Source organism: Streptomyces sp. NPDC015171 (genome assembly GCF_043079545.1).
Classification (GTDB): domain Bacteria; phylum Actinomycetota; class Actinomycetes; order Streptomycetales; family Streptomycetaceae; genus Streptomyces.
In genome coordinates this window covers 127,687-149,665 of the sequence record NZ_JBIBUO010000008.1, presented here as the reverse complement: position 1 = coordinate 149,665, position 21,979 = coordinate 127,687, and the positions used below count along the sequence as shown (strand labels likewise).

At 75.2% G+C, this 21,979-nt stretch carries 19 protein-coding genes; 12 read left to right on the top strand and 7 right to left on the bottom strand.

The genetic code is table 11. The annotated features are described in order from the left end of the window. Positions 1-7 precede the first annotated feature (7 nt). Positions 8-1,843 (top strand): GMC family oxidoreductase N-terminal domain-containing protein, encoded by a 1,836-nt coding sequence (locus ACF073_RS22625; RefSeq protein ID WP_392072652.1) that lies wholly within the window; start codon positions 8-10, stop codon positions 1,841-1,843. Between the two features lie 23 nt (positions 1,844-1,866). Here ACF073_RS22625 and ACF073_RS22620 read toward each other — a convergent pair whose 3' ends face one another. After that, a complete protein-coding gene (locus tag ACF073_RS22620) occupies positions 1,867-2,280 on the bottom strand; it encodes a PaaI family thioesterase (protein WP_392072650.1) in 414 nt (137 codons plus the stop codon). Positions 2,281-2,460: 180 nt separating this feature from the next. Next, entirely contained in the window at positions 2,461-2,760 is a 300-nt protein-coding gene (locus tag ACF073_RS22615) for a putative quinol monooxygenase (RefSeq protein WP_392072648.1), read from the bottom strand. Positions 2,761-2,891: 131 nt separating this feature from the next. Here ACF073_RS22615 and ACF073_RS22610 point away from each other — a divergent pair, with 131 nt between their 5' ends. The 4 genes from ACF073_RS22610 (at position 2,892) to ACF073_RS22595 (ending at position 7,266) form a co-directional block, all read left to right on the top strand. Next, positions 2,892-3,056 carry a hypothetical protein gene (locus ACF073_RS22610; protein WP_392072646.1) on the top strand — a complete coding sequence of 55 codons (165 nt, stop codon included), beginning with the start codon at positions 2,892-2,894 and terminating at the stop codon, positions 3,054-3,056. After that, the gene (locus ACF073_RS22605; protein ID WP_392072644.1) at positions 3,053-3,649 is read left to right on the top strand and encodes a helix-turn-helix domain-containing protein; all 597 of its coding nucleotides are present in this window, start codon (positions 3,053-3,055) and stop codon (positions 3,647-3,649) included. Before ACF073_RS22610 ends, ACF073_RS22605 begins: the two co-directional genes overlap by 4 nt. 250 nt (positions 3,650-3,899) lie before the next feature. Beyond that, entirely contained in the window at positions 3,900-6,512 is a 2,613-nt protein-coding gene (locus ACF073_RS22600; protein WP_392072642.1) for a SpoIIE family protein phosphatase, read from the top strand. 295 nt (positions 6,513-6,807) lie between these two features. Continuing rightward, positions 6,808-7,266 carry a Crp/Fnr family transcriptional regulator gene (locus tag ACF073_RS22595; protein ID WP_392072640.1) on the top strand — a complete coding sequence of 153 codons (459 nt, stop codon included), beginning with the start codon at positions 6,808-6,810 and terminating at the stop codon, positions 7,264-7,266. A 278-nt stretch (positions 7,267-7,544) separates the two neighbouring features. On the opposite strand, the gene ACF073_RS22590 is transcribed toward ACF073_RS22595, so the two are convergent. Then, positions 7,545-9,263 carry a GAF domain-containing protein gene (locus ACF073_RS22590; protein WP_392072638.1) on the bottom strand — a complete coding sequence of 573 codons (1,719 nt, stop codon included), beginning with the start codon at positions 9,261-9,263 and terminating at the stop codon, positions 7,545-7,547. Positions 9,264-9,595: 332 nt separating this feature from the next. On the opposite strand from ACF073_RS22590, the gene ACF073_RS22585 reads away from it, so the two are divergent. Then, positions 9,596-10,075 (top strand): pyridoxamine 5'-phosphate oxidase family protein, encoded by a 480-nt coding sequence (locus tag ACF073_RS22585; protein ID WP_392072636.1) that lies wholly within the window; start codon positions 9,596-9,598, stop codon positions 10,073-10,075. Positions 10,076-10,149: 74 nt separating this feature from the next. Here the strand turns inward: ACF073_RS22585 and ACF073_RS22580 are convergent, their stop codons facing one another. Next, positions 10,150-11,220 carry a zinc-dependent alcohol dehydrogenase family protein gene (locus ACF073_RS22580; protein ID WP_392072634.1) on the bottom strand — a complete coding sequence of 357 codons (1,071 nt, stop codon included), beginning with the start codon at positions 11,218-11,220 and terminating at the stop codon, positions 10,150-10,152. Between the two features lie 203 nt (positions 11,221-11,423). Between ACF073_RS22580 and ACF073_RS22575 the strand changes: the two genes are divergently transcribed. The 3 genes from ACF073_RS22575 (at position 11,424) to ACF073_RS22565 (ending at position 13,489) form a co-directional block, all read left to right on the top strand. After that, positions 11,424-11,819, top strand: coding sequence for an STAS domain-containing protein (locus ACF073_RS22575; RefSeq protein WP_392072632.1), 396 nt, complete (start codon positions 11,424-11,426; stop codon positions 11,817-11,819). A 117-nt stretch (positions 11,820-11,936) separates the two neighbouring features. After that, on the top strand, positions 11,937-12,509 hold the full coding sequence (locus ACF073_RS22570; RefSeq protein ID WP_392072630.1) for a hypothetical protein: 573 nt from the start codon (positions 11,937-11,939) through the stop codon (positions 12,507-12,509). 278 nt (positions 12,510-12,787) lie between these two features. Further along, the gene (locus ACF073_RS22565; RefSeq protein WP_392072628.1) at positions 12,788-13,489 is read left to right on the top strand and encodes a response regulator; all 702 of its coding nucleotides are present in this window, start codon (positions 12,788-12,790) and stop codon (positions 13,487-13,489) included. Between the two features lie 63 nt (positions 13,490-13,552). Here the strand turns inward: ACF073_RS22565 and ACF073_RS22560 are convergent, their stop codons facing one another. Together ACF073_RS22560 and ACF073_RS22555 are read right to left on the bottom strand one after the other, a co-directional pair. Further along, complete coding sequence (locus ACF073_RS22560; protein WP_392072626.1) at positions 13,553-13,996, bottom strand: universal stress protein; 444 nt, start codon at positions 13,994-13,996, stop codon at positions 13,553-13,555. 107 nt (positions 13,997-14,103) lie between these two features. Continuing rightward, on the bottom strand, positions 14,104-14,991 hold the full coding sequence (locus ACF073_RS22555; RefSeq protein WP_392072624.1) for a universal stress protein: 888 nt from the start codon (positions 14,989-14,991) through the stop codon (positions 14,104-14,106). Positions 14,992-15,169: 178 nt separating this feature from the next. Here ACF073_RS22555 and ACF073_RS22550 point away from each other — a divergent pair, with 178 nt between their 5' ends. Beyond that, positions 15,170-15,646: a DUF5990 family protein gene (locus tag ACF073_RS22550; RefSeq protein WP_392072622.1), complete on the top strand. Its 477-nt coding sequence runs from the start codon at positions 15,170-15,172 to the stop codon at positions 15,644-15,646. 50 nt (positions 15,647-15,696) lie between these two features. Here ACF073_RS22550 and ACF073_RS22545 read toward each other — a convergent pair whose 3' ends face one another. Further along, on the bottom strand, positions 15,697-17,910 hold the full coding sequence (locus ACF073_RS22545; RefSeq protein WP_392072620.1) for an FUSC family protein: 2,214 nt from the start codon (positions 17,908-17,910) through the stop codon (positions 15,697-15,699). Between the two features lie 367 nt (positions 17,911-18,277). Here ACF073_RS22545 and ACF073_RS22540 point away from each other — a divergent pair, with 367 nt between their 5' ends. Next, positions 18,278-19,483 carry a glycosyltransferase gene (locus ACF073_RS22540; RefSeq protein ID WP_392073153.1) on the top strand — a complete coding sequence of 402 codons (1,206 nt, stop codon included), beginning with the start codon at positions 18,278-18,280 and terminating at the stop codon, positions 19,481-19,483. A gap of 252 nt (positions 19,484-19,735) precedes the next feature. Then, positions 19,736-21,886, top strand: coding sequence for an RNA polymerase recycling motor ATPase HelR (helR, locus tag ACF073_RS22535; RefSeq protein ID WP_392072617.1), 2,151 nt, complete (start codon positions 19,736-19,738; stop codon positions 21,884-21,886). Positions 21,887-21,979 lie beyond the last annotated feature (93 nt).

Here is a 21,979-nt window from a genome sequence, read left to right as displayed (position 1 = left end):
CCACGCCATGAACGGACTTGTGGCCGCTGTCCTCGCCGACGACGGGACGGCCGAGTGGCCGGCGGCCGTGCCCCACCGCGTCGCGGAACTGCTCGGCGCCATGCCGGCACCGGTGCGCACGGCGGTGCGCGGCGCGGCCTCGGCTATCGACGCGTACGCCGTCGCCCGCACGGGCAGGCGGCTGTCCGGTCTCGGCCCGCAGGACCGGGAGCGGGTCCTCGCCTCGCTCGCGGGGCGCCGGGCCCTGCTGCCGCTGCTGGACGCGGTCAAGGTGCCCCTCCTGCTGGCCGCCGGCACCGAACGGATGCTGCACCACGGCCCCGCACCCGCGGTGTCCGCCCCAAAGGACCCGCCGCTCGACTGCACGCCCTGCGCCGACTGGCCCGCCCGCTCCACCGCCGACGCGGTCGTCGTCGGATCGGGCGCGGGCGGCGCGATGGCGGCCCGTACGCTCGCCGCGGCCGGCCTGCGCGTGATCGTCCTGGAGGAGGGCGAGCACCACTCCACCGCCTCGTTCGGCCGGCGGGCCCCGCTGGACCGGTTCATCGACCTCTACCGGGACGGCGGCGCGACCGTCGCCGTGGGTGATCCGCCGCTGGTGCTTCCCGTCGGGCGGGCCGTCGGCGGCACGACCGTCGTCAACTCCGGTACCTGCTACCGCACACCGGACCACGTCGTCGGGCGCTGGCTGGACCAGCACGGATTCGCCGCGGCCGACGGCTTCGGCGCACGGCTCGACGAGGTCGAACGCGCCCTGCGGGTGGCACCGCAGCCGCTGGACGTCCTCGGCGACAACGGGCTGCTCGCCCTGTCCGGGGCCGGGGAACTGGGCTGGGGCGCCGCGCCGCTGCGCCGCAACGCCCCTGGCTGCAAAGGCTCCTGCCAGTGCGTCGTCGGCTGTCCGACCGGCGCCAAACAGAGCGTCCAGCTGTCCGTGCTGCCCGACGCCTGCGCGGCGGGTGCCCGCATCGTGACCGGCGCGCTGGTACGGCGGATCCTCACCGACCGCGACGGACCGGCCGGCCCACGGGCCGCCGGCGTGCTGGTCCGCCGCCCGGACGGCAGCGAACTGGAGATACTCAGCCCCCTGGTCGTGGTCGCCGCCGGGGCGCTGCACACCCCGCCGCTGCTGCGCCGCTCCGGTCTCGGCGGCCACCCGCGGCTCGGCCGCAACCTCAGCGTGCATCCCGCCATCAGCGTCGCGGGCCGCTTCGACCGCCCGGTCACCGGCCGGCCGGGCGTCCTGCAGAGCGTCGGGGTGGAGCACCTGCGCGCCGACGGCATCCTCATCGAGGCCACCGCGGCACCGCCGGGCATGAGCTCCTTCGTCCTGCCGGGCATCGGCCGCGAACTGCGCCGCGAGCTGGAGCGGACCGAACAGCTCGCGACCCTCGGCGCCATGATCGCCGACCGCCCCTCGGGCCGCGTCCTCGGCCGGGAGCGCCCGCTCACGCGGTACGCCCTCGCGGCACGCGACGCCGACCGGCTGCTGCGGGCCCAGCGTGCCATGGGGCAGCTGCTGTTCGCCGCCGGCGCCGAGGAGGTGCTGACCGGGGTGCCCCAGGCCCCGCGGGCCCGCACCCCCGCCGAGCTGGAGTCACTGCTCGACACGGTGAGCGCCCGTCAGCTGCATGTCTCCGCGTTCCATCCCACGGGCACGGCGGGGGCCGGTGCCGATCCGGAGCGGTCACCGGCGGACCCCGAGGGACGGCTGCGCGGCGTGCACGGCGTGCTGATCGCCGACGGATCCGTGCTGCCGAGCTGTCCGGAGGTGAACCCTCAGCTGAGCATCATGGCCGCGGCCCTGGCGATCACCGGGCGATTCGTGTCGCGGGCCGGGTGACATGCGGGGCCACCCCGGAGCTGTCAGGCCGCCTCGGGCACCGGGAAGACGGCGCAGGTGGCCGTGCCGTGCGCGTACAGCCTGCCGTCGGCCGCCCCGACGAGCCGGGCTTCCGCGGTGGCCGTCGTCCGGCCGACGTGGACGGCGCGGCCCTCGCAGCGCGGCGTCGGGGTGGCGGCGAACACCGGTCTGACCATGTTCACCCCGAGCTGGACGGTGGTGTGGGCGCGGCCGGCCGGCAGGGCGGTGAGGATCGCGGTGCCGAGCGCGGAGTCCAGGAAGGTGGCCGTATAACCTCCGTGGACCGTGCCCATGGGGTTGTACAGGTGCTCACCGGGATCGCCCTCGAAGACGGCAAGGCCCTCCTCGACCGCCACCAGCCGGAAGCCGGGCGTGCCGGCCATGGGGGGCTCGGGCAGCCGGCCGTCCGGGCTCATCCGGGCCGGCTCGACCCCGCTGCGCCCGCCGGCGCTCGCAATAGGTGCGGGTGGGGTGCTGCGCCATGGTGCTGTCCGTTCTTCGCGGCCCTGGGTCGGGGCCCGGTGTCGGCGGGGGCGCCGGGCGGCGGCGCGGAGCGCGCGTGCCGCCCGGCGCGGGAGGGGAACGCGGTGCGCGGGTCAGGGGAGCTTGACCGCCAGGAGGTCGACGGGGCGGATGTCCGGTGCCTCGCTGAGCATGGTCGGGGCGGCGTCCGCCAGCGCGGCGGCGATCTTGCCCTGGAGGTGTTCCCGACGCCCCTCCTCGTCGTCGAAGGTGTCGAAGACGCCGAAGGTGGTCTCGCTCTGCCGGAAGGCGAACCAGGTGACGGTGCGGTCCTCCTGCCGGGCGAGCTGTACCGCGTCCCGCAGCAGGGCCGCCACCTTGTCGGCGTGTTCGGGTTTGGCCTCGATGCGGGCCAGCAGTCCGAGCTTGGTCATGGCGTACTCCCGTGATGTGTCGTCCGATGTGGTCTTCGTGACGGACAGGGTGCCGGTACCGGGCACCGGAGATCGTCCGGACACCAACTAACCTAGGCCGCCGAAGACGCCGCCCCCAGGCCAACGACGGTGTGTTCGACTCCGGGCTCTCCGCCCTGCTCGATGTGCTCGACGCGGCAGACGCGATGCGCACCGAGCTTCCCGAGACCCCGCCCCCCTGGAACATCACCAAGGCCGGCTTCCGCCGCCGGGTCCGTACGGGTGGGGGGGGCACCTGGTCGGGACCGCCGCGGTGAGCGCCGCCGAGAACGCCGACCTGCTGCTGGTGCCGGCGCTGGCCGAGCGGCGGCCCGACGCCCTGCTCGCCCATGTCTCCGGCCCCGACTCCGCCGCCGTACGGCGCCTGGTGGCCGGGGCGCGCGAACGCGGCACGCCCGTCGCCTCCGCCGGCACCGGCACCTTCCTGCTGGCGGAGTCCGGTGTGCTCGACGGGCGGCACGCCACGACGAGCTGGTGGCTCGCGCCCCGCTTCCGCAGGCGCCACCCCGCGGTGACGGTCGCCGCGCTGGCGCAGACCGACCCCGTCCTCGCCGCCTTCGAACACTGGGCCCGCGCCCATCTGGACCAGCCGCTCTCGATCGCCGAAGGGGCGCGGGCCGTCGGCGTCAGCGAGCGCACGCTGCAGCGGGCGGTGCGCCGCACCCTCGGCACCTCCCCCGTCGGCTTCGTGCGGGACCTGCGCGTCGAGCGCGCCGCTCATCTGCCGCGCACCACCGGCCTGCCGCTGGAGACCATCGCCCGCAAGGTCGGCTACGAGCACGCCAACACGCTGCGCATCCTGCTCCGCGAGCGCACCGGGGAGAGGGCGTGCGCCCTGCGCAGGCGCTGACCGCGGCCGGCCGCCCGGCCGCCGCGCCGAGCGGGCACAGCGGTCGCCGGTCATGGAGGTCCAGTGCTAGAAATGGGAGATGAGCGGACGTTCCCGTCGGCCATGGGCGAGAGCGGCGCCGCCGGACCCGCGCGGGACATCCGGTCCGTCCCCTGGTCGAGGGCCTGGGGCGCCGCACCGACGCCACCTTTCGTCGTCCCTCAGCCTCCGCACCCTCGCGGCGCAGGTCTTCCTCTTCCAGGCGCTGATCATGCTGATCCTGGTCGCCGTGGCGGCCACCGCCCTCCTGGTGCAGGGGCGGTACGACGCCGAGAGCAGCGCCAGGGACCGCTCGCTGGCCGCGGCGGAGGCGTTCGCGCACGCGCCCGGAACGGCGCTCGCCCTGCGGTCACCGGACCCCTCAGCCCGGCTCGAAGCGGCGGCGGAGCAGGTCCAAAAAGGCTCCGGCGTCGACTTCGTCAGCGTCCTCGACGCACACGGGATCCGGCTCACCGACCCCGACCCCGCCCTGATCGGCACGAAGGCGGAGGGCGTCGGCAGGGCCGCGGCGGGCGAGACGTTCACCGAGACCTACCACGGCCGGCCGGCCGACGCCGTGCGCGCGGTCGTCCCGGTGACGGATTCGAGCAGGCGCGTGGTCGGCATGGTCACCGCCGGGATCCAGTACGCCAACGTGGGTCATGTGCTCAACCGGGAGCTGCCGAAGCTGCTCGGCGCCGCGGCGGGCGTGCTGGTGCTGGCGACCGGCGGCGCGGCGCTGGTGAGCCGGCGGCTGCGGCGCCAGACCCATGGCCTCGGCCCGGTCGAGATGACCCGGATGTACGAGCACCACGACGCCGTGCTGCACGCGGTGCGCGAGGGCGTGCTGATCGTCGACGGCGACGGGCGCGTCCTGCTCGTCAACGACGAGGCCCGCCGGCTGCTGGACCTGCCGGCCGACGCCGACCAGCGGCAGCTGACCGAGCTGGAGCCGGCGCCGGACCTCATGCGGCTGCTGCTGGCGGGCGAGCCCGCCTCCGACGAGGTCGTGATGGCCGGGGGCCGGCTGCTGGCGGTGAACATCCGGCCCATCGCCCCGTACGGCGGCGCTCAGGGCCTGGTGGCCACCCTGCGTGACACCACGGAGCTGCGCGCCGTGTCCGGGCAGGCGGAGGTGGCGCGCGGCCGGCTGGCGTTCCTGTACGAGGCGGGCATGCGGATCGGCACCACGCTCGACGTGCGGCGTACCGCCGAGGAGCTGGCCGAGGTGGCGGTGCCGCGCCTGTCCGATCTGGTCTCCGTGGAGCTGCTGGACGCCGTGCTGCGCGGCGAGGAGCCGACGGGCGCGGTGCGCGAGATGCGGCGTACCGCGCTGCGTGCCGTGGAGAGCGACCCTCCCCTGCAGCCGGTGGGCGAGGTGATCCGGTTCGTGATGGCCGAGACGCCGACCGTGGCGGCGCTGCGCCGGGGCAAGGCCGTGCTGGTGCCGGATCTGCACGCCGCGCAGGACTGGCGGGCGCAGGATCCCGAGGGGGCGCGGCGGGCGCTGGACCACGGCATCCACTCGCTGATCACGGTGCCGCTCCAGGCGCGCGGGGTGATCCTCGGCATGGTCAACTTCTGGCGCGGGGCGGGCACCCCCCGGTTCGAGGCCGAGGACGTCGCCGTGGCCGAGGAGCTGGTGGCCCGTGCCGCCGTCGCGATCGACAACGCGCGCCGGTACTCCCGGGAGCACGCGCTGGCCGTGTCGCTCCAGCGCAACCTGCTGCCGCTGGGCCTGCCGGAACAGGAGGTGCTGGAGATCGCCTCGCGCTATCTGCCGGCGCAGTCCGGGGTGGGCGGCGACTGGTTCGACGTCATCCCGTTGCCCGGGTTCCGGGTGGCCCTCGTCGTCGGCGACGTCGTGGGGCACGGGCTGCAGGCCGCGGTGACCATGGGGCGGCTGCGCACGGCCGTACTGAACTTCTCCTCCCTGGACCTGGCCCCCGACGAACTGCTCGGGCATCTCGACGAGATGGTGACCCGGCTGGACGGCCAGACCGCGACCGCCGACGACGAGCGGGTACCGCTCACCGGCGCCACCTGCCTCTACGCCGTCTACGACCCGGTCGACGGGCGCTGCACGTTCGCCCGTGCCGGACACCTCCCGCCCGCCGTGGTGGACCCCTCGGGCACGGTCACCTTTCCCGCCCTGCCCCTGTCACCGCCGCTGGGCGTCGGCGGGGAACCCTTCACGGCCGGCGAGCTGGAGCTGCCCGAGGGCAGCCGTCTCATCCTGTTCACCGACGGCCTGGTCGAGGAGCGCGGACGGGACATCGACGAGGGCCTCGAACTGCTCGCCTCGACCGTCGCGCACGCGGACCGGACACCGGACGAGACCTGTGGCGCCCTCGTGGAGACGCTGCTGCCGCAGCGCCCCCGTGACGACGTGGCGCTGCTGGTCGCCCGCACCCGGCTGCTCGACCCCGCGCACGTCGCGACCTGGGAGGTCCCGTTCGAGGTGACGGCCGTGTCCCAGGTGCGCGGCGCGGTGGGCCGGCGGCTCGCCGACTGGGGGCTGGACGGGGTGGCGTTCAGCACGGAACTGATCCTGAGCGAACTCCTCACCAACGCGATCCGCTACGGCGCTCCGCCCGTGCGGGTCAGGCTGCTGCTGGGCCGCACGCTGGTCTGCGAGGTGGCCGACGGCAGCAACACCTCGCCCCGGCCGCGGCGCGCGGGCGCCACCGACGAGGGCGGGCGCGGTCTGTTCCTCGTCTCCCAGTTCGCGGACATGTGGGGGACGCGCTACGCCCCGCGGGGCAAGGTGATCTGGGCCGAGCAGGCCCTCGACCACGCGGCGGAACCGGATCCGTCGGCCCTGTTCGACGTCATGGGCCTGTGACCGGGCAGCGGAGCGCGAAGGCTGCCGCGGAGTCGCCGCTCCGGACGCGGAGCCCGACGTACCGCCCAGGAGGCCGTCAAGGGGCGTGCCGCCCCAGGAGACCGGGCGGGCCGTCGCGCTCGTCCGGCCCGGCAGCCGGCCGGGGGTGAAGGCCTGCCGGAGGCCCGCCCGGGCCACTGCTCGGATCACCGGGGGCGGGCCGAAAGGTCCGAGGACAGGTCCGATCGGCCCGTGGCGCCCCCGCGCCGGCAGCGCCCACGCTGGGGGCACGCACTCCATGAAGGGAGCCGGTGCGATGACCTCCGCCACCACCATGTCCACGGCGCTCGAGCCCGTGTACCGCGAGCAGCTGATGCGCACCGCCCGCGAGGTCTCCTTCGCGGACGGGGTCCGCCTGTTCGAGGAGGGCAGGCGTGCCGACCGCTTCTGGATCGTGCGCACCGGCACCGTCGCCCTCGATCTGCGGGTGCCCGGCCGCCGGTCCGCCGTCATCGACTCCCTCGGGCACGGCGAGCTGATCGGCTGGTCCTGGCACTTCCCGCCGTACCTGTGGCACCTGGGGGCCGAGGCGGTGAGTCCGGTACGGGCGTGGGAGTTCGACGCGGGGACCGTGCGGTCGCTGTGCGCCGAGGACCCCGGGTTCGGCCGGGCGATCGCCGTCTGGGTCGGGCGCGTCGTCGCGCAGCGGCTGCACGCCTCACGGGTCCGGCTGCTCGACCTGTACGGCCCCTACGGCAGCGGCGGCCCGGCCTGACCGGCGCGTCCGGCCCCTCCCGCACCCGGGTGCGCCCGCGCGGATCCGTCGGCGGGTGCCCGGGGCGTTCCGCGGCGGGTGCCGGGCGCTCGACGGCGAGTGCCAGGCGTTCCGCGGCGGATGCCGGGCGCTCGACGGCGAGTGCCAGGCGTTCCGCGGCGGATGCCGGGCGCTCGACGGCAGATGCCGGCCCCGGGTGCCGGGCGCTCGACGGCGGGTGCCGGGCCTTCGACGGCCGGTGCCAGGCGTTCCCCGGCGGGACCCCTCCGGCGAAACCCCTACGCCGCGGGCAGCGGGACGCGCCAGGCCAGTGTGGTGCCGCCGTCGTCCGGGCCGGCGATCTCCAGCCGCCCGCCCAGCTCCTCGGCCCGCTCGGCCATGTTGCGCAGTCCGCTGCGCCGGCCGCCGGGGGCGATGCCCACGCCGTCGTCCGTGACCGTCAGGCACACCTCGCCGCCCGCGGCCGTCAGCAGGACCTGAGCCCGGCCGGCCCGGGCGTGCCGGGCGATGTTGGTGAGGGCCTCGGAGAGCACGGCCACCACATGATCGGCGGTGCCGGCCGGCACATCGGTGTCGACGAGGCCCTCCATCCGCACGCTGGGCGCGAAGCCCAGCACGGGCGCGGCGGCGCCGACCGTACGGACCACCCGGGCCCGCAGCCCGCTGTCGGCGGTGCCCTCGCGCGCCCGCAGCCCGAAGATCGTCGATCGGATGATCTTGATGGTCTCGTCCAGGTCGTCCACGGCCCGCAGCACCCGCTCGGCGGCTTCGGGATGGTCGATGAAGCGGCCCGCGCTCTGCAGGGTCATGCCCGTCGCGAACAGCCGCTGGATGGCCAGGTCGTGCAGGTCCCGCGCGATGCGGTCGCGGTCCTCGAGCAGCGCGATCTGCTGGGCGTCCTGTCTGCGCTCGGCCAGTTCCATCGCGATCGCGGCCTGGGCGGCGAAACCCTGGAGCATCTCGGTCTCCTTCGGCAGGAAGACCGCCCGGCCGGCTTCCCTGGCCACCAGGACCACACCGCGCACGCCGCCCGCACCCGTGCCGATCGGAACGGCCACGGCGGGGCCGAGCCCGCCGAAGCGCGGGGGTTTCGGCGAGATCCGCGGGTCGCGGACCACGTCGTCGCTGGCGACCGGGGCCGCCGCCGTGTACGCGAGGCCGATCAGGCTCTCCCGCACGGGCAGCACCAGTCCGCGGTGCGCCTCCGCGTCCACACCGACGGCGATCTCCACGGTGAGCGAATCGGTGTCCGCCATCGGCATGGCGACCACGGCGAGCGCCGAGCCGGAGATGTCCCGCGCGCGCTCGGCGATCAGATCCAGTGCCCCGGTGCGGTCGCTGCCGGACATCAGACCGTGGGTGATCTCGGCGTTCGCCCGCAGCCAGCGCTCACGGCGCCGGGAGTCCTCGTACAGGCGGGCGTTGTCGATGGCGACGCCGGCGGCCACGGCCAGCGTGGAGAGCACCGACTCGTCCTCTTCGTCGAACTCGGCGCCGCCGCGCTTCTCGGTCAGGTACAGATTGCCGAAGACCTGGTCGCGCACCCGGATCGGGACGCCGAGGAAGCTGTTCATCGGCGGGTGGCCCGGGGGCAGGCCGTAGGAGGCCGGGTGCGCGGAGATCTTCGCGATCCGCAGCGGCCGGGGGCGCCGGATCAGTTCGCCGAGGATGCCGTGGCCCTCCGGGTAGAGGCCGATCGCGGCGATCTGCCGCTCGGTGACGCCCACGGTGTGGAAGGCGGACAGCCGGGTGCCGTCCGGTCCGATGACGCCCAGCGCCGCGTACTCGGCGTCCACGAGCGCCGCTGCCGCCTCCACGATGGAGCGCAGCGCCTGCTCCAGGTCCAGTTCCCGGCCTACGGAGAGGACCGCCTCCAGCAGGCTGTGCACCCGGTCCTGGGTGTCGCGGGCCGCATTGATCCGGGCCTGCAGCTCCTCCAGCAGCTCGTCGAGCTTCAGTTGCGGCAGACGTACGCGGGGCTCCTCGGAACTCGCCACCACGTCCTCCAGGTCCCGTCGGTGTACGGACCCGGCACCGGCGGGTCCCTCCCACCGTATCGGGCCCTTCCCCGCGCATCGCGACGGCCTTCGGGATGCGGGGCTGCCGGACCGCGCGGCGGCATCACCCGGGCGCACGGGAGCGCGGGCCGACCGGCCCCGGGGTGCTGGGCCGAACGGCACTGGAGCGGTGCGAGGCGGTGGCCGACAGTGGAGTCAGGAGCGGCGCCCGGCCTCCCCCGCGCGGTGCCGCTCCGCCCGCCCGGCGCCGTGCCGCCCACCGGGCGCGCATCCCGGGGACCGAGGGCCACCCACGCGCGAAGAAGCCAGCCATGATCCGTGAGCACGATCCGCCGCACCGCCTGGTCGACCTCGACCGGGCCGAGGCGCTGCGCCTGCTCGGCAGCGTGCCCCTGGGCCGGGTCGTCTTCACCCGGGACGCGCTGCCCACCGTACGGCCGGTCAACCACATCCTGGACGCCGGTGACATCGTGATCCGAACCTCCGAGGGCGTGGCCCTGACCTCGCAGGCCCGGCAGGCCGACCACGCCGGGGTGGTCGTCGCCTACGAGGCGGACGCCATCGATCCCGGGACACGTCTCGGCTGGAGCGTGGTGGTCACCGGCTACGCCCGTCTGGTCACCGACCCCGCCGAACTGGCGCGTATCCGCGGGCTGCTGGAGCCCTGGGTCCCGCGGCAGGGGGTGGACCACGCGGTCCGCATCCGGCCGGAGCTGGTCACGGGGGTGCTGCTCACCGGCGCGGACGAGGCGTCCGCCCGGGCACGGGGGTGCGGCGGTGGCCGTGCGTGAGCGCGGCCGGCCGTGGGCGAGCGCCGTGCCGGTCCGGGCCGCCGGGTGCCCGGTGGCTGCCGTGCCCGGCGCGGTCAGGCCGCCGGGACGGCCACTTCCGCGTGCCGTTCCTCGCCGGCCACCACCTTGAGGGCACCGGTCTCGCCGGCCTTGGCGAAGACCTCGTACGCCTCCTCCATCTGCGCCGGCGGGAAGGTGTGGGTGACCAGTTGCCCGGTCGGCAGCCGGCCGGCGGCGGCCATCCTGAGCAGCATGGGCGTGGAGCGGGTGTCCACCAGGCCGGTCGTGATCGTCACGTTCTTGATCCACAGGTCTTCGAGGTGCAGCGTGACCGGCCGGCCGTGCACCCCGATGTTGGCCACGTGCCCGCCGGGACGGACCACGCGGGTGCACAGCTCGAAGCTCTCCGGAACGCCGACGGCCTCCATGACCACGTCCGCGCCGAGCCCGTCGGTCAGGTCGGCGACCAGCTGGCCGGGATCCTCGCGGACGTCGGCCACGGCGTCGGCGCCGCACCGGCGGGCGGCCTCGAGCCGGGCCGGGACCAGGTCGACGGCGATGACGCGCTCCGGGGAGAACAGCCGGGCGGTGGCGACGGCGGCGAGGCCGACGGGGCCGGCGCCGACGACGGTGACGGTGTCCCCCGGGCGGACGTGCCCGTTGAGGACGCCGACCTCGTAGGAGGTCGGGAAGATGTCGGCCAGCAGGACGGCGTCCGCGGCGGGCAGGGCGTTCGGCAGCGGATGCACGGACAGGTCGGCCCAGGGGACACGGACGTACTCGGCCTGGGTGCCGTCGATCAGATGGCCGAGGATCCAGCCTCCGCCGCCCATGCACTGGCCGTAGGTGCCCTCCCGGCAGTAGCGGCAGCGGCCGCAGGAGGTGATGCAGGAGATCAGCACCCGGTCCCCCGGGCGCACGGTGCGCACGTCGCCGCCCACCTCGACGATCTCGCCGACCGCCTCGTGGCCGAGCACCGTGCCGGGGACGACCTCGGGAACGTCGCCCTTGAGGATGTGCAGATCCGTCCCGCAGATGCTGACGGCGCCCACCTTCACGATGGCGTCGGTGGGTTCCTTGACGGCGGGGTCCGGGACGTCCTGCCAGGACGCCTGTCCGGGACCGTGGAAGACGAAGCCCTTCATCGCGTTCCTCACCCGCTTCGGTCGGACCACCGCGGGATCCGTGAGTCCCGGCGCCGTGCCGGCTCCGTCCCGCACCTCCAGTCTCGCCGGTGGCCCGCCGTGCCGCTCGGGCCGCCCGGGGTCGGCACGCTGCCCGCAGGACCCGGCGGGCGCAGGACTTACGGCCCTTCCGCGCGACCCTGTGCTGCGGGTTCGCTTGTCCCATGTCCGAGAACGACGCGGCATGCGTGTCAGAGCACCACACCGCACACGATGTGGTCGTGTCCCACCGTGAGATCGGCGGGGCGACCGTCGTCGCGCTGCGCGGCGAGATCGACCTGCTGACCGTGTCGGCGCTGACGGAACGGCTCGACGCGCTCACCGCGTCCCCGCGTCCCGATCTGGTGCTCGACCTGCGGCCGGTCACGTTCATCGACTGCACCGGGCTCGGAATCCTGTGCCGTGCCCGCAACCGGGCCCTGGCGAGGAAGGGCCGGCTCCGGCTGGTCACGGAGAGCGCGTTCCTCCGGCGCCTGCTGCGGGCCACGGGGCTGAGGGACGTCTTCGAGGTGTGCGCGTGCCTCCCGGAGCCCGCGCCGTGCCGCACCGGTGCGGCGTAGGCGGGGCGTTCCGGTCCGGTCAGCCGCCGGGCAGGGTCCGTCGGCCCTTGCCCGGACGCCCCGCCGGCGGCAGCGTCGGAGGGGAAGGTGCCACCACGAGGAGGAGGTGCCGCCCGCATGGACACCCAGCAGCGCCTGTGGCGGTGGCGGAGCAATCCGCTGCGGCGGCGCGAGGACATCGTGGAGGCCTGGATCGTGCTGGCCCTCTGGGTCATCGCCGTGGTCGGCGGGGCCGTGGCGGGCGCACTGACGGCGCGGGCCGCCGGGGACGTGTTCGCCCAGCAGCGCGCCCACCGGCACGCCGTCGGCGCCGTACTGCTCGCCGAGGCGCCGACCGGCGCCACCGCGGCCTGGCCCGAGGACGGGCTGGTCCGGGCGCCGGTGCGCTGGACGGCTCCGGACGGCTCCGCCCGTACCGGTACGGCACTGGTCGGCGGTGGACTGCGGACCGGGTCCCGGGTGGTGGTCTGGCAGGACGACCACGGCAGGCTCGCCCCGGCCGAGCCGCCGGATCCCGTCGAGGGCGCGGTCGAGGCCGGTCTGTTCGGTGCCGCGGCCGCCCTCTCGGTGGCCGCCCCGGCGTACGGGGTGCGAGCGCTCGGACGGCTCTGGCTCGACCGTCGGCGCATGGCCCGCTGGGCCCGGGAGTGGGATGCGGTGGAGCCCCGCTGGGCGCACCGTACGGGCTGAGCCGACCCGCTCGGGGCGGCCCCGCGTGCCATGGCCGAGGAGTCGTGCGACGGCCGAGGACTGCGTCCTGCCACGGCCGAGGAGGGCGTCGCGCCACGGCCGAGGAGGGCGTCGCGCCACGGCCGAGGAGGGCGTCGTGCCGCGGCCGAGGAGTGCTCCGTGCCGCGGCCTGAAGGCGAAGGGGGCCGATCGGCCCTGGTCCGCACGGCCCCGCCGGGCGGATGATCGGCTTCGTGGACAGCCCGCAGGCTTCCTTACCCGGGGAACGAGAGGTCGTCATGGCCGAGACACGCACCTTCACCGAGCGGGACCCGATCCGGGTGTTCCTGCTCGACGACCACGAGGTCGTACGGCGCGGCCTGGCCGACCTGCTCGACGCCGAACCGGACATCTCCGTGGTCGGCGACGCCGACACCGCCGAGCACGCGCTCGTCCGGGGCCCCGCGCTGCGCCCTCATGTCGCGGTGCTGGACGTCAGGCTGCCCGACGGCGACGGCATCTCGGTCTGCCGGGAGCTGCGCAGCCGGATGCCGGAACTGGCGTGTCTGATGCTGACCTCGTTCGACGACGAGGACGCGCTGCTCGACGCCATCATGGCCGGCGCCCGTGGCTATGTGCTCAAGCAGATCAGGGGCTCCGACCTGGTCTCCGCGGTTCGCACCGTCGCCTCGGGACAGTCGATGCTCGACCCGGCGACCACGGCCCGGCTCATGGACTCCCTGCGGGCCGACCCGGCGCGGACCCCGTCGGTGCCGCCGGAACTCGCGGACCTGTCGCCGCGCGAGCTGGACATCCTCGCGCTGATCGGCGACGGGCTGACCAACCGTGAGATCGGCCGGAAGCTGTACCTGTCGGAGAAGACCGTCAAGAACCACATCTCGCGGCTGCTCGCCAAGCTGGGCGTCCAGCGCCGGGTCCAGGCTGCGGTCCTGGCGTCCCAACTGGAGCCCCGGGAGCGCCAGGAGCCCCGGAGGCACTAGAGGCTGCCGGACCCCGCCCGCCTCGCGTCACCCTCCGCGGAACTCACTCCTCCGCGGAGGAGCTCACTCCTCGTCGGAACGCACGATCACCACGGGACAGCTCGCGTGGTGCGCCACGTTCTGGCTGACCGAGCCGAGCAGGGCGCGTGCGAAGCCGCCCCGCCCGCGTCTGCCGACCACCAGGACCTCCGCGTTCTCCGCGGCCCGCAGCAGCACGTCGGCGGGGTTGCCGTGCACCACATGGGTCCGGACCGAGCCGGCGGCGTCGGCACCGAGCACGTCGTCCAGCTCCTTCCGCATCCGCCGGCGGGTCTCGTCCTCGTCGACGTCCGTGTCCACGGCGGGGGCCGACCAGCCGTACAGCCCCTGCAGTTCCCACACCGCGACCGCGTCCACGACGCCGCCGACGAGGGCCGCGTACCGCACGGCCCAGCGCAGCGCGGTGTACGAGGACGGCGAGCCGTCGACGCCGACGACCACCCGGGGCTCGGAGACATGCATGTCCATGCGTTCCACCTCTCCTACGGATCCCCGCCCCGCCGGTCGGCTCCCTTCCCTTCCACGCTGCACGCGGTCCGCCCATCTCGCCAGGGCAGCGCCGCCCGCTGCCGCGGTCAGATCGCGAGCACGCGCGGACGCCGCGGCACGACCGCGACCGGGCACTGGGCGTGCTGCAGCAAGGTGCGGCCCACCCGGCCGAGCTGGAGGCCGAATGGGCCGGTTCCGTGGTGCGCTCCGATGATCACGAGATCGGCGACGGCTGACCGGTTCACGAGGACGGTGCTCGCCGGCCCTTCCAGCGCCGCACGGTCCGCCCTGACGTGCGGGTACTCGGCGATCGCGGCCCCCAGCGAGGCGTCGAGCAGTGCGGCGGCCCGGACGTCGGCCGGTTCGTCCGCACGCGTCCGCCCGCGCCCCCGGTCGCGGGCGGCGCGGCGCCAGGCGCGTACGACGTCCAGGGCGCAGCGCCGTGCGTCGGCCTCGCGCAGCGCGAACCGCAGGGCCTCGGCGCCGGTGTCGGCGTCGGCGTCCCCGAGGCCGAGCAGGATCCGTCCGCGGGTGCCGGCGAGTGCCGCCCGGTCGCCGCGCACCACCATGACGGGGCAGTGCGCCCGGGCCGCGACGGCCCGGCTCACCGAGCCGAGCAGCAGCCGCTTGACCCTGCCTCGTCCGTCCGAGCCCGTCACCAGCGCGAACGCCGCGTGGCCGGCGTGTACGAGCGCGGCGGCCGCGTCGTCCGGGAGGATGCCGGTGCTGACCCGCACGCCGGGGCCGCGCCGCTCGGCGCGCTCGGCGGCGGAGGCGACGATGTGCTCCGCCAGATCGTGCTCGGAAGGGCTCTCGTCCTCGGTCACCGGCAGTCCGCCCTCGTAGCGCTCCCAGTGCGAGGCGTAGACGAGCCGCAGGGGGACGCGGTGGCGGACGGCTTCGTCCGTGGCCCAGTCGACCGCGAGCAGACACGCGTCCGATCCGTCGACGCCGACAACCAGGGGGAGCGTCATGGTCCCCGCCGCCTTCCTGGGGGTGACACGCCATGCGGCACTGGGGCCCTTCCATGGTGGCATCCGTGCCGGGCGGCGCACGCGGGCCGAACGGCCTCGGTACGCTCTCGCTCACCACGCGGGGGCGCGCACCGGCCGGTGCGCGCCCCCGCACCGCCGCGACGAGGACGGTACGCCGATGAGTGTCCTGCGGATCCGCATCGAGGGCGCCGGCCTGCCCGGTCGCACCTTCGTGACCGCCGCGGCCCGTGACGGCGGTGTCGTCACGTACGACAACGTCCATGTCGCCGTGCAGCGCCGCAACCGGCCGGGCGAACTCCTCGACCCGCAGCCCGGCGACGCGGCGTCGGCCCGCTGGACGCTGCCGTGCACCACCACCGGCGTCGATGTCACGGGCCCGTATGTGCAGGGGCGTCCGGACGAACGGTTCGTCTACCTCTCCTGGGGCAGCGTCGATCCCTCCGGCGCCTTCACCATGTTCCGCCGGGCCAAGATCATGCTCGGCGCGGTCCCCGCCGACGTCCTCTCCGCCGCCGCGCACGGCGGGCTGCTGACCGCACGTCTCGGCCTCACCGACGCGCGCGGGGGCCCGCTCTGCGCGCGTGTCGTACCGCCTGCCGTCACCTGGGGCGCCGGTGTCCTCGACGAGCGGTGAGGCAACGGGAACCGTGAACCCGGCTCCGGGCGGGGAGTCCGCGCGTGCGGTCAGCTCCTCGCGGCGTCCCGCGCCCGGGCCTCGGCCGTGTGGGCGGCGTGGGCGATCCGGGTCAGGTCGGTCATGAGCGAACTCAGCCAGGCCACGGTGGCGTAGTACCGCCGGGGAGCGCCGGGCGGCTCGGCGGTGAAACCGGCCAGGACCGGATCGATCACCGGTACGCATGCGGTCGGGGTGTCGTCGGCCGGGTCCAGCGCCGCCGAGATCAGCAGCATCCGCCCCGCCACCCGCTCCCCCAGCATGTCGGCGGACTCGGCCGCCGCCGGGCTCAGCGGGGTGAGCGGCGGCTCCAGGAGCCGGGCCGAGCCCCACAGGGTGTGGTGTCCGGCGATCAGCGTGGCCTGCCAGTCCACCGTGGGCAGCTCCCTCCCGCGCGCCCATCCCCCGAAGGGCGTCGGCTCGCTCTGCATCTGCGCGTACGCGGATTCCGCGAGGACGACGGCGTGCTGCAGCGACCGGTGGCCCGGCACTCCCGACGGCACGGCCGCCCGCGTGCCGGCCGCCACCGACGCGCTGGTCGCCACGACGATCTCCGCCGCCCTGCGCAGGAGTTCCGCCGCCGTACGGCGCAGCTCGTCATGGGCGCCCCGGGGCCAGGCCAGCAGACCGAAGACGGCGCCGACCGCGCTGCCGACCAGCACGTCCAGCACCCTGACCTCCGCCAGCCGCCAGGTCGGCTGCGCCAGCTGGGCGAAGACGAGCGCCACGAGCACGGTGAACAGCCCCTGGGCCCAGCCCACGCCCTTGACCGGTCCCACCGTGAAGGCGAGCAGCATCCACACCGGCAGCAGCACGGCGTAGACGGCGGTGTCGCCCCCCGCCAGGATCAGTATCGCCGTGCTCACCAGGGCACCGGCCAGGGTGCCGCCGAGCGCCAGCCGGATGGTGCTCCAGGTCTCGCCGAGTGTGGTCCGGGTGAGGGTGAGGGTGGCCAGCATGGCCCAGAACCCGTGCGGCAGGGTGTCGACACCGGCGACGAACCGGACGGCCGTCAGGGCCAGGGCCATGCGTACCGCGTTCTGGAAGAACACGGACCGGCGCCCGGCGTGCCCGCACAGCCGGCGCCACCACAGGACGGGGGCCCGGCTCGTGGCGTACCAGAAGGGGCCGGCCGGCACCCCCGTCGAGGCGTGCCGGCCGCGCGCCGCCAGATCGGCCGCCGCGCCCATGGCCAGCGCCGCGTCGGCGATCTCCAGGACGGCGGCGTGGCAGCGCAGTACGGGTGGCGGGAAGCCGGGCGGCTGTGGGGCCGCTCCGTCCGGGAGGCCGCCGCTCGGCGGGGCGGGGGGCGCTCCCGCGGACAGGGCGGAAAGCCGTGCGTGCGCCGCGATCAGTTCCTGCTGCTGGGCCATGGGGGGTGTCCCCGCCCGCAGACAGGTCGCGGTCGCGGCGGCCAGTCCCGCCACCGCGTGCAGCACGGCGCTCACACCGGGCCCGGTGTCCCCCCTCGGCACGCAGGTCGCCCGCACCAGTCTTTCGAGCAGGGTGCGGGTGGCCAGCCCGGTGTGGGAGAGGGCACGCTCGCGCACCCCGGGACCCGCGGGCCGTTCCGCCTCCGGCACATTGCGCGAGCGCAGCGCCTGGCCCGCCTCCTGAGCCGCCCGGATGTCGTCGCCGGTCAGGGCATGGGGCGGTGTGGCGAGCCGCGCCGCGCACCGCTCGGCGATCACGGCGGCCCGGGCGGAGCGCTCCCGGTACGCCGGCGGACCGGACTCGTGGAAGAGCAGTGCCTCGGCGGCGGCGAGCAGGACGAGGCCCGTGGTCGTTCCGATCAGCCGGTCGCCGAGCGCGCCGGGGTCGTAGGGCGGGAAGGACGGCAGGATGTACAGGAGTTGCAGGCCGGGTGCGGCCCCCGCCGGACGGGGTCCGCCCACGCCGGCGAAGGCCAGCGCGAACCCGACGACCAGCATGCCGAGGACCGCGCTCCAGGTCCGTACGGACAGATAGGTGCCGACGACCACCAGCACCCAGCACAGCGGCAGCAGCCGCGCCATCACCGCGGCGCGCTGCCGCCCGGTGCCGGGGATCCTGGCGAGTCCGCCCAGCGCCACCACGGCGAACAGCGCGTACGTCGCCGCCACCGGGCGGTCGAAGCCGTAGCGGAAGGGGTAGAAGCCGGCCGCCGCGACCAGTGTCACGCGCAGCGCACGACGACCGGAGGCCGCGTAGGCCGCCGGCAACCGTGCGCGCAGAGCACCCCGCATCCCTTCAGAATCCCTCACCACCAGGCGTCCGGCACCCGCGCTCGCGGCGCGGCCGGCGCGTGATCCGTGCCTTCGCCGCGCAGCCGGTCAGCCGGTGGTTCGGTGGGTCGGTCCGGTGAGGAGCGCGTCCAGGCCGAACTCGAAGCGTTCGTCCACCCCGAGGGCGTTAGGGCCGGCCGGCTGCGGGACACTGGCACCGAGGCGACGGCCCGAGCGACGGCACAAAACGAAAGGCAAGGAGGTCAGCCACTCCTTGCCACTCTCAACGTATAGCGCACGGGGGGCCTTGCGGCAAGGCCCCCGCCATACCGCAGAATCGTCGGCCTGGCCCCGGAAGCTGCGGAAAGAGGAGATTCACGACGTGCGTGTGGTGCTGTCGACCTATGGGTCGCGCGGAGACGTCGAACCGCTGGCGGGACTGGCGGCGTGCTTGCGGGACCGGGGCGCGGAGGTGCGGGTGTGCGCGCCGCCGGACGAGGACTTCGCCCGGCGCCTCGCCGCCGCCGGCGTGCCGCTGCTGCCCGTCGGCCCGTCGGCACGCGCGCTGACGACCGCGGCATCGCGGCCCGCGTCGCTGCCCCAGCGGGCGGCGGACCTGATCGCCGCCACGCTCGACGCGGTCACCGCCGCGGCCGAGGGGTGCGACGTGCTGGTGGCGACCGGCGCGCTGCCCGCCGCCGCGGGCGCGCTGTCGGTGGCCGAGAAGCTGGGCGTCCGCTCGGTGTCCGTGACCTTCCAGCAGCTCACCCTGCCGGCCCCGCACCGCGCGCCGCTGGCGTACCCGGGCCGGCCGCTCCCGCCCGGGGTGACCGACAACCGGGCGCTGTGGGACCTGGACGCGCAGACCGTCAACGCGCTGTTCGGCGAGGCGCTCAACACGAACCGGGCGGCCTTCGGGCTGCCGCCGGTGGACGACGTCCGCGGCTATGTCGTCGGCGACCGGCCGTGGCTGGCGACGGACCCGGTCCTGGACCCCTGGCACGAGACGCCGGATCTCTCCGTCGTGCAGACGGGTGCGTGGATCCTGCCCGACACGCGCCCGCTCCCGGACGGCCTGCCGGAGTTCCTGGACGCCGGCGCCCCGCCGGTGTACGTGGGCTTCGGCAGCATGCCGCTGCACGCCTGGCCGGATGCCGGCCGGGTCGCCATCGAGGCGGTCCGCGCGCAGGGCCGGCGCGCGGTCGTGGCCGGCGGCTGGGCGGATCTGACCCTGATCGACGACCGGGACGACTGCTTCGTCGTCGGCGAGGTCAACCAGCAGGCCCTGTTCGGCCGGGTGGCCGCCGTCGTGCACCACGGCGGCGCGGGTACGACGACGACGGCGACCCGGGCCGGCGCGGCCCAGGTGGTGGTGCCCCAGGCGGCGGACCAGCCGTACTGGGCCGGCCGGGTGGCCGCACTGGGCATCGGCGCGGCACACGACGGTCCCACGCCGACCTTCGCGTCGCTGTCGGCCGCGCTGTCCACGGCCCTCGCGCCCGAGACCCGCGCTCGCGCGGCCGCGGTGGCCGGCCGGGTCCGCACGGACGGAACGGCGGTGGCGGCACGGTTGCTGCGCGACATCATGGACTGAGGACGCTCCGCCCGTGCCCGACCGCACCACGCGGGCACGCCGATCCGGGATCCGGAACCGCGGCACCCGCCGCACCCGATCCCCCGCCTTCGCCACCACCACCGACCACGGCCACCGGATCGGTGACAGCCGCAGCGCTGCCCGCCCGACGTGGCCGCCCGATCCGCCGTGCCGGTCGGGACGCCCTGCCGCCCGCCCTGCCCGCAGGTGGCCTCACCTGCCCTCACCTGCCCTGACCTGGGAGCCGACGACTTGAACCACCCTCTGCCCACCAGCGCCTTCGCCCTTCCCGACCGGCTCGCCGCCAAGGCCGGTCCGGCGCTCATCGCCGACGACGAGCAGCACTTCGCCGCCATCGCGGAGTGCCTCGAACAGTCGATCGCCGAGCTGTCCGACAGCCTCGACGCCGAACGCAGAGCACCGGGTGGCCTGGGCCGGCAGGCGATGGACCGGGACGCGGAGGTCCACCGGCTGACCTCCCGGCTGCGCGCGCTGCGCCGCTTCGGTCTCGACCTGTGCCTGGGACGCATGGTCACCGCCGACAGCGCCGAGCCCGTGTACGTCGGACGGCTCGGGCTCACGGACAGCGCGGGCCGCCGACTGCTGGTCGACTGGCGCTCCCCCGCCGCCGAGCCCTTCTTCGGGGCCACCCACGCACGGCCGATGGGTCTGGCGAGCCGCCGCAGGTACCGCTGGACCGGCGGCCGGATCACCGACTACTGGGACGAGGTGTTCACCCCGGACGGACTGGCCGGACACGCCGCGCTGGACGACCAGTCCGCCTTCATCGCCAGCCTCGGCGGCAACCGCTCGCCGCGGATGCGGGACGTGCTCGGCACCATCCAGGCCGACCAGGACGCCATCATCCGGGCCGGCTCGCGCGGCGCCCTGGTCGTCGACGGCGGCCCCGGCACCGGCAAGACCGTCGTCGCCCTGCACCGCTCCGCCTACCTCCTCTACTCCGACCCCCGGCTCGGGCACCGCCGCGGCGGCGTGCTGTTCGTCGGCCCGCACCGGCCGTACCTGCACTACGTCGCCGACGTCCTGCCCAGCCTGGGCGAGGAGGGCGTGCAGACCTGCATCCTGCGGGACCTGGTCGCCGAGGGCGCAGCGGCGGCGGTCGAGGCCGACCCGGAGGTGGCCCGTCTGAAGTCGTCGGCGGAGCTGGTGAAGGCGATCGAGAAGGCGGTCAGGTTCTACGAGGAGCCGCCCACCGAGGGGATGACGGTCACCACCCACTGGTCCGACATCCCGCTGACCGCCGGTGACTGGGCGGTGGCGTTCGAGGCGGCGGAGCCGGGAACCCCGCACAACGAGGCACGCGACCAGGTCCTGGAGGAGCTGCTCGCGATCCTGGTGGACCGGCACGACGGCGACGCGCCGGACGAGCTGCTGCGCAGGTCGCTGCTGCGGAACAGGGAACTCATCACGGCCTTCGACCGCGCCTGGCCGCTGCTGGAGGCGGCCGACCTCGTCGGGGACCTCTGGTCGGTGCCCGCCTATCTGCGGATGTGCGCTCCCTGGCTCGACCGCGACGAGGTACGGCTGTTGCAGCGCGCGCAGGCCCAGGCGTGGACGGTGTCCGACCTGCCGCTGCTGGACGCGGCACGGCAGCGGCTCGGCGACCCGGCGGCGGCACGGCGCAAGCGCCGGCACCGGGCCGCCGTGGCCGCCGAACGCGAGCGCATGGCCGGTGTCATCGACAACATCCTGGCGGCCGACGAGGACGGCGAGGGCGCGGTGACGATGCTGCACGGACAGGATCTGCGGGACTCCCTGGTCGACGAGACCTCCCTGCCGGCCATCGAGCCCGACCTCCTCGCCGGGCCGTTCGCGCATGTCGTCGTGGACGAGGCGCAGGAACTGACCGACGCGGAGTGGCAGATGCTGCTGCTGCGCTGCCCGTCCCGCAGTTTCACCATCGTCGGCGACCGCGCCCAGGCCAGGCACGGGTTCACCGAGTCCTGGCAGGAACGGCTGTCCCGGATCGGGTTCGGCCGGATCGAGCTGGCCTCCCTGAGCATCAACTACCGGACGCCGGAGGAGATCATGGCGGCGGCCGAGCCGGTCATCCGGACCGCGCTCCCGGACGCCAACGTGCCGACCTCCGTCCGCAGCAACGGCGTCCCCGTCGTCCACGGCCCGGTGTCGGACCTGCACACCATCCTCGACACCTGGCTCGCCACGTACGACGAGGGCATCGCCTGCGTCATCGGCGACCCCGCGTTCCGGTCGAGGCCCCGTGTGCGGTCCCTGTCGCCGGAGCTGTCCAAGGGGCTCGAGTTCGACCTGGTCGTCCTCGTCGACCCGGAGAAGTTCGGCACGGGCGTCGAGGGAGCGGTCGACCGCTATGTGGCGATGACCCGGGCGACCCGGCAACTCGTCGTCCTCACCAGCTCATGACTTCGGGGCGGCCTCGCCGGGGCCGGGTCCCGCTGCCCGCAGCGCCCGGACCGCGCCGGGGTCGCCCCGACAGGTCCCGCGGTGGAGGCCGCC

What these genes read in the sequence shown, in the direction of transcription:
- ACF073_RS22625 (WP_392072652.1), top strand. Translation starts at nt 8, where the DNA reads ATGAACGGACTTGTGGCCGCTGTCCTCGCCGACGACGGGACGGCCGAG.
- ACF073_RS22620 (WP_392072650.1), bottom strand. Translation starts at nt 2,280, where the DNA reads ATGAGCCCGGACGGCCGGCTGCCCGAGCCCCCCATGGCCGGCACGCCC.
- ACF073_RS22615 (WP_392072648.1), bottom strand. Translation starts at nt 2,760, where the DNA reads ATGACCAAGCTCGGACTGCTGGCCCGCATCGAGGCCAAACCCGAACAC.
- ACF073_RS22600 (WP_392072642.1), top strand. Translation starts at nt 3,900, where the DNA reads ATGCTGATCCTGGTCGCCGTGGCGGCCACCGCCCTCCTGGTGCAGGGG.
- ACF073_RS22595 (WP_392072640.1), top strand. Translation starts at nt 6,808, where the DNA reads ATGACCTCCGCCACCACCATGTCCACGGCGCTCGAGCCCGTGTACCGC.
- ACF073_RS22585 (WP_392072636.1), top strand. Translation starts at nt 9,596, where the DNA reads ATGATCCGTGAGCACGATCCGCCGCACCGCCTGGTCGACCTCGACCGG.
- ACF073_RS22580 (WP_392072634.1), bottom strand. Translation starts at nt 11,220, where the DNA reads ATGAAGGGCTTCGTCTTCCACGGTCCCGGACAGGCGTCCTGGCAGGAC.
- ACF073_RS22575 (WP_392072632.1), top strand. Translation starts at nt 11,424, where the DNA reads ATGTCCGAGAACGACGCGGCATGCGTGTCAGAGCACCACACCGCACAC.
- ACF073_RS22570 (WP_392072630.1), top strand. Translation starts at nt 11,937, where the DNA reads ATGGACACCCAGCAGCGCCTGTGGCGGTGGCGGAGCAATCCGCTGCGG.
- ACF073_RS22565 (WP_392072628.1), top strand. Translation starts at nt 12,788, where the DNA reads ATGGCCGAGACACGCACCTTCACCGAGCGGGACCCGATCCGGGTGTTC.
- ACF073_RS22560 (WP_392072626.1), bottom strand. Translation starts at nt 13,996, where the DNA reads ATGGACATGCATGTCTCCGAGCCCCGGGTGGTCGTCGGCGTCGACGGC.
- ACF073_RS22555 (WP_392072624.1), bottom strand. Translation starts at nt 14,991, where the DNA reads ATGACGCTCCCCCTGGTTGTCGGCGTCGACGGATCGGACGCGTGTCTG.
- ACF073_RS22550 (WP_392072622.1), top strand. Translation starts at nt 15,170, where the DNA reads ATGAGTGTCCTGCGGATCCGCATCGAGGGCGCCGGCCTGCCCGGTCGC.
- ACF073_RS22545 (WP_392072620.1), bottom strand. Translation starts at nt 17,910, where the DNA reads ATGCGGGGTGCTCTGCGCGCACGGTTGCCGGCGGCCTACGCGGCCTCC.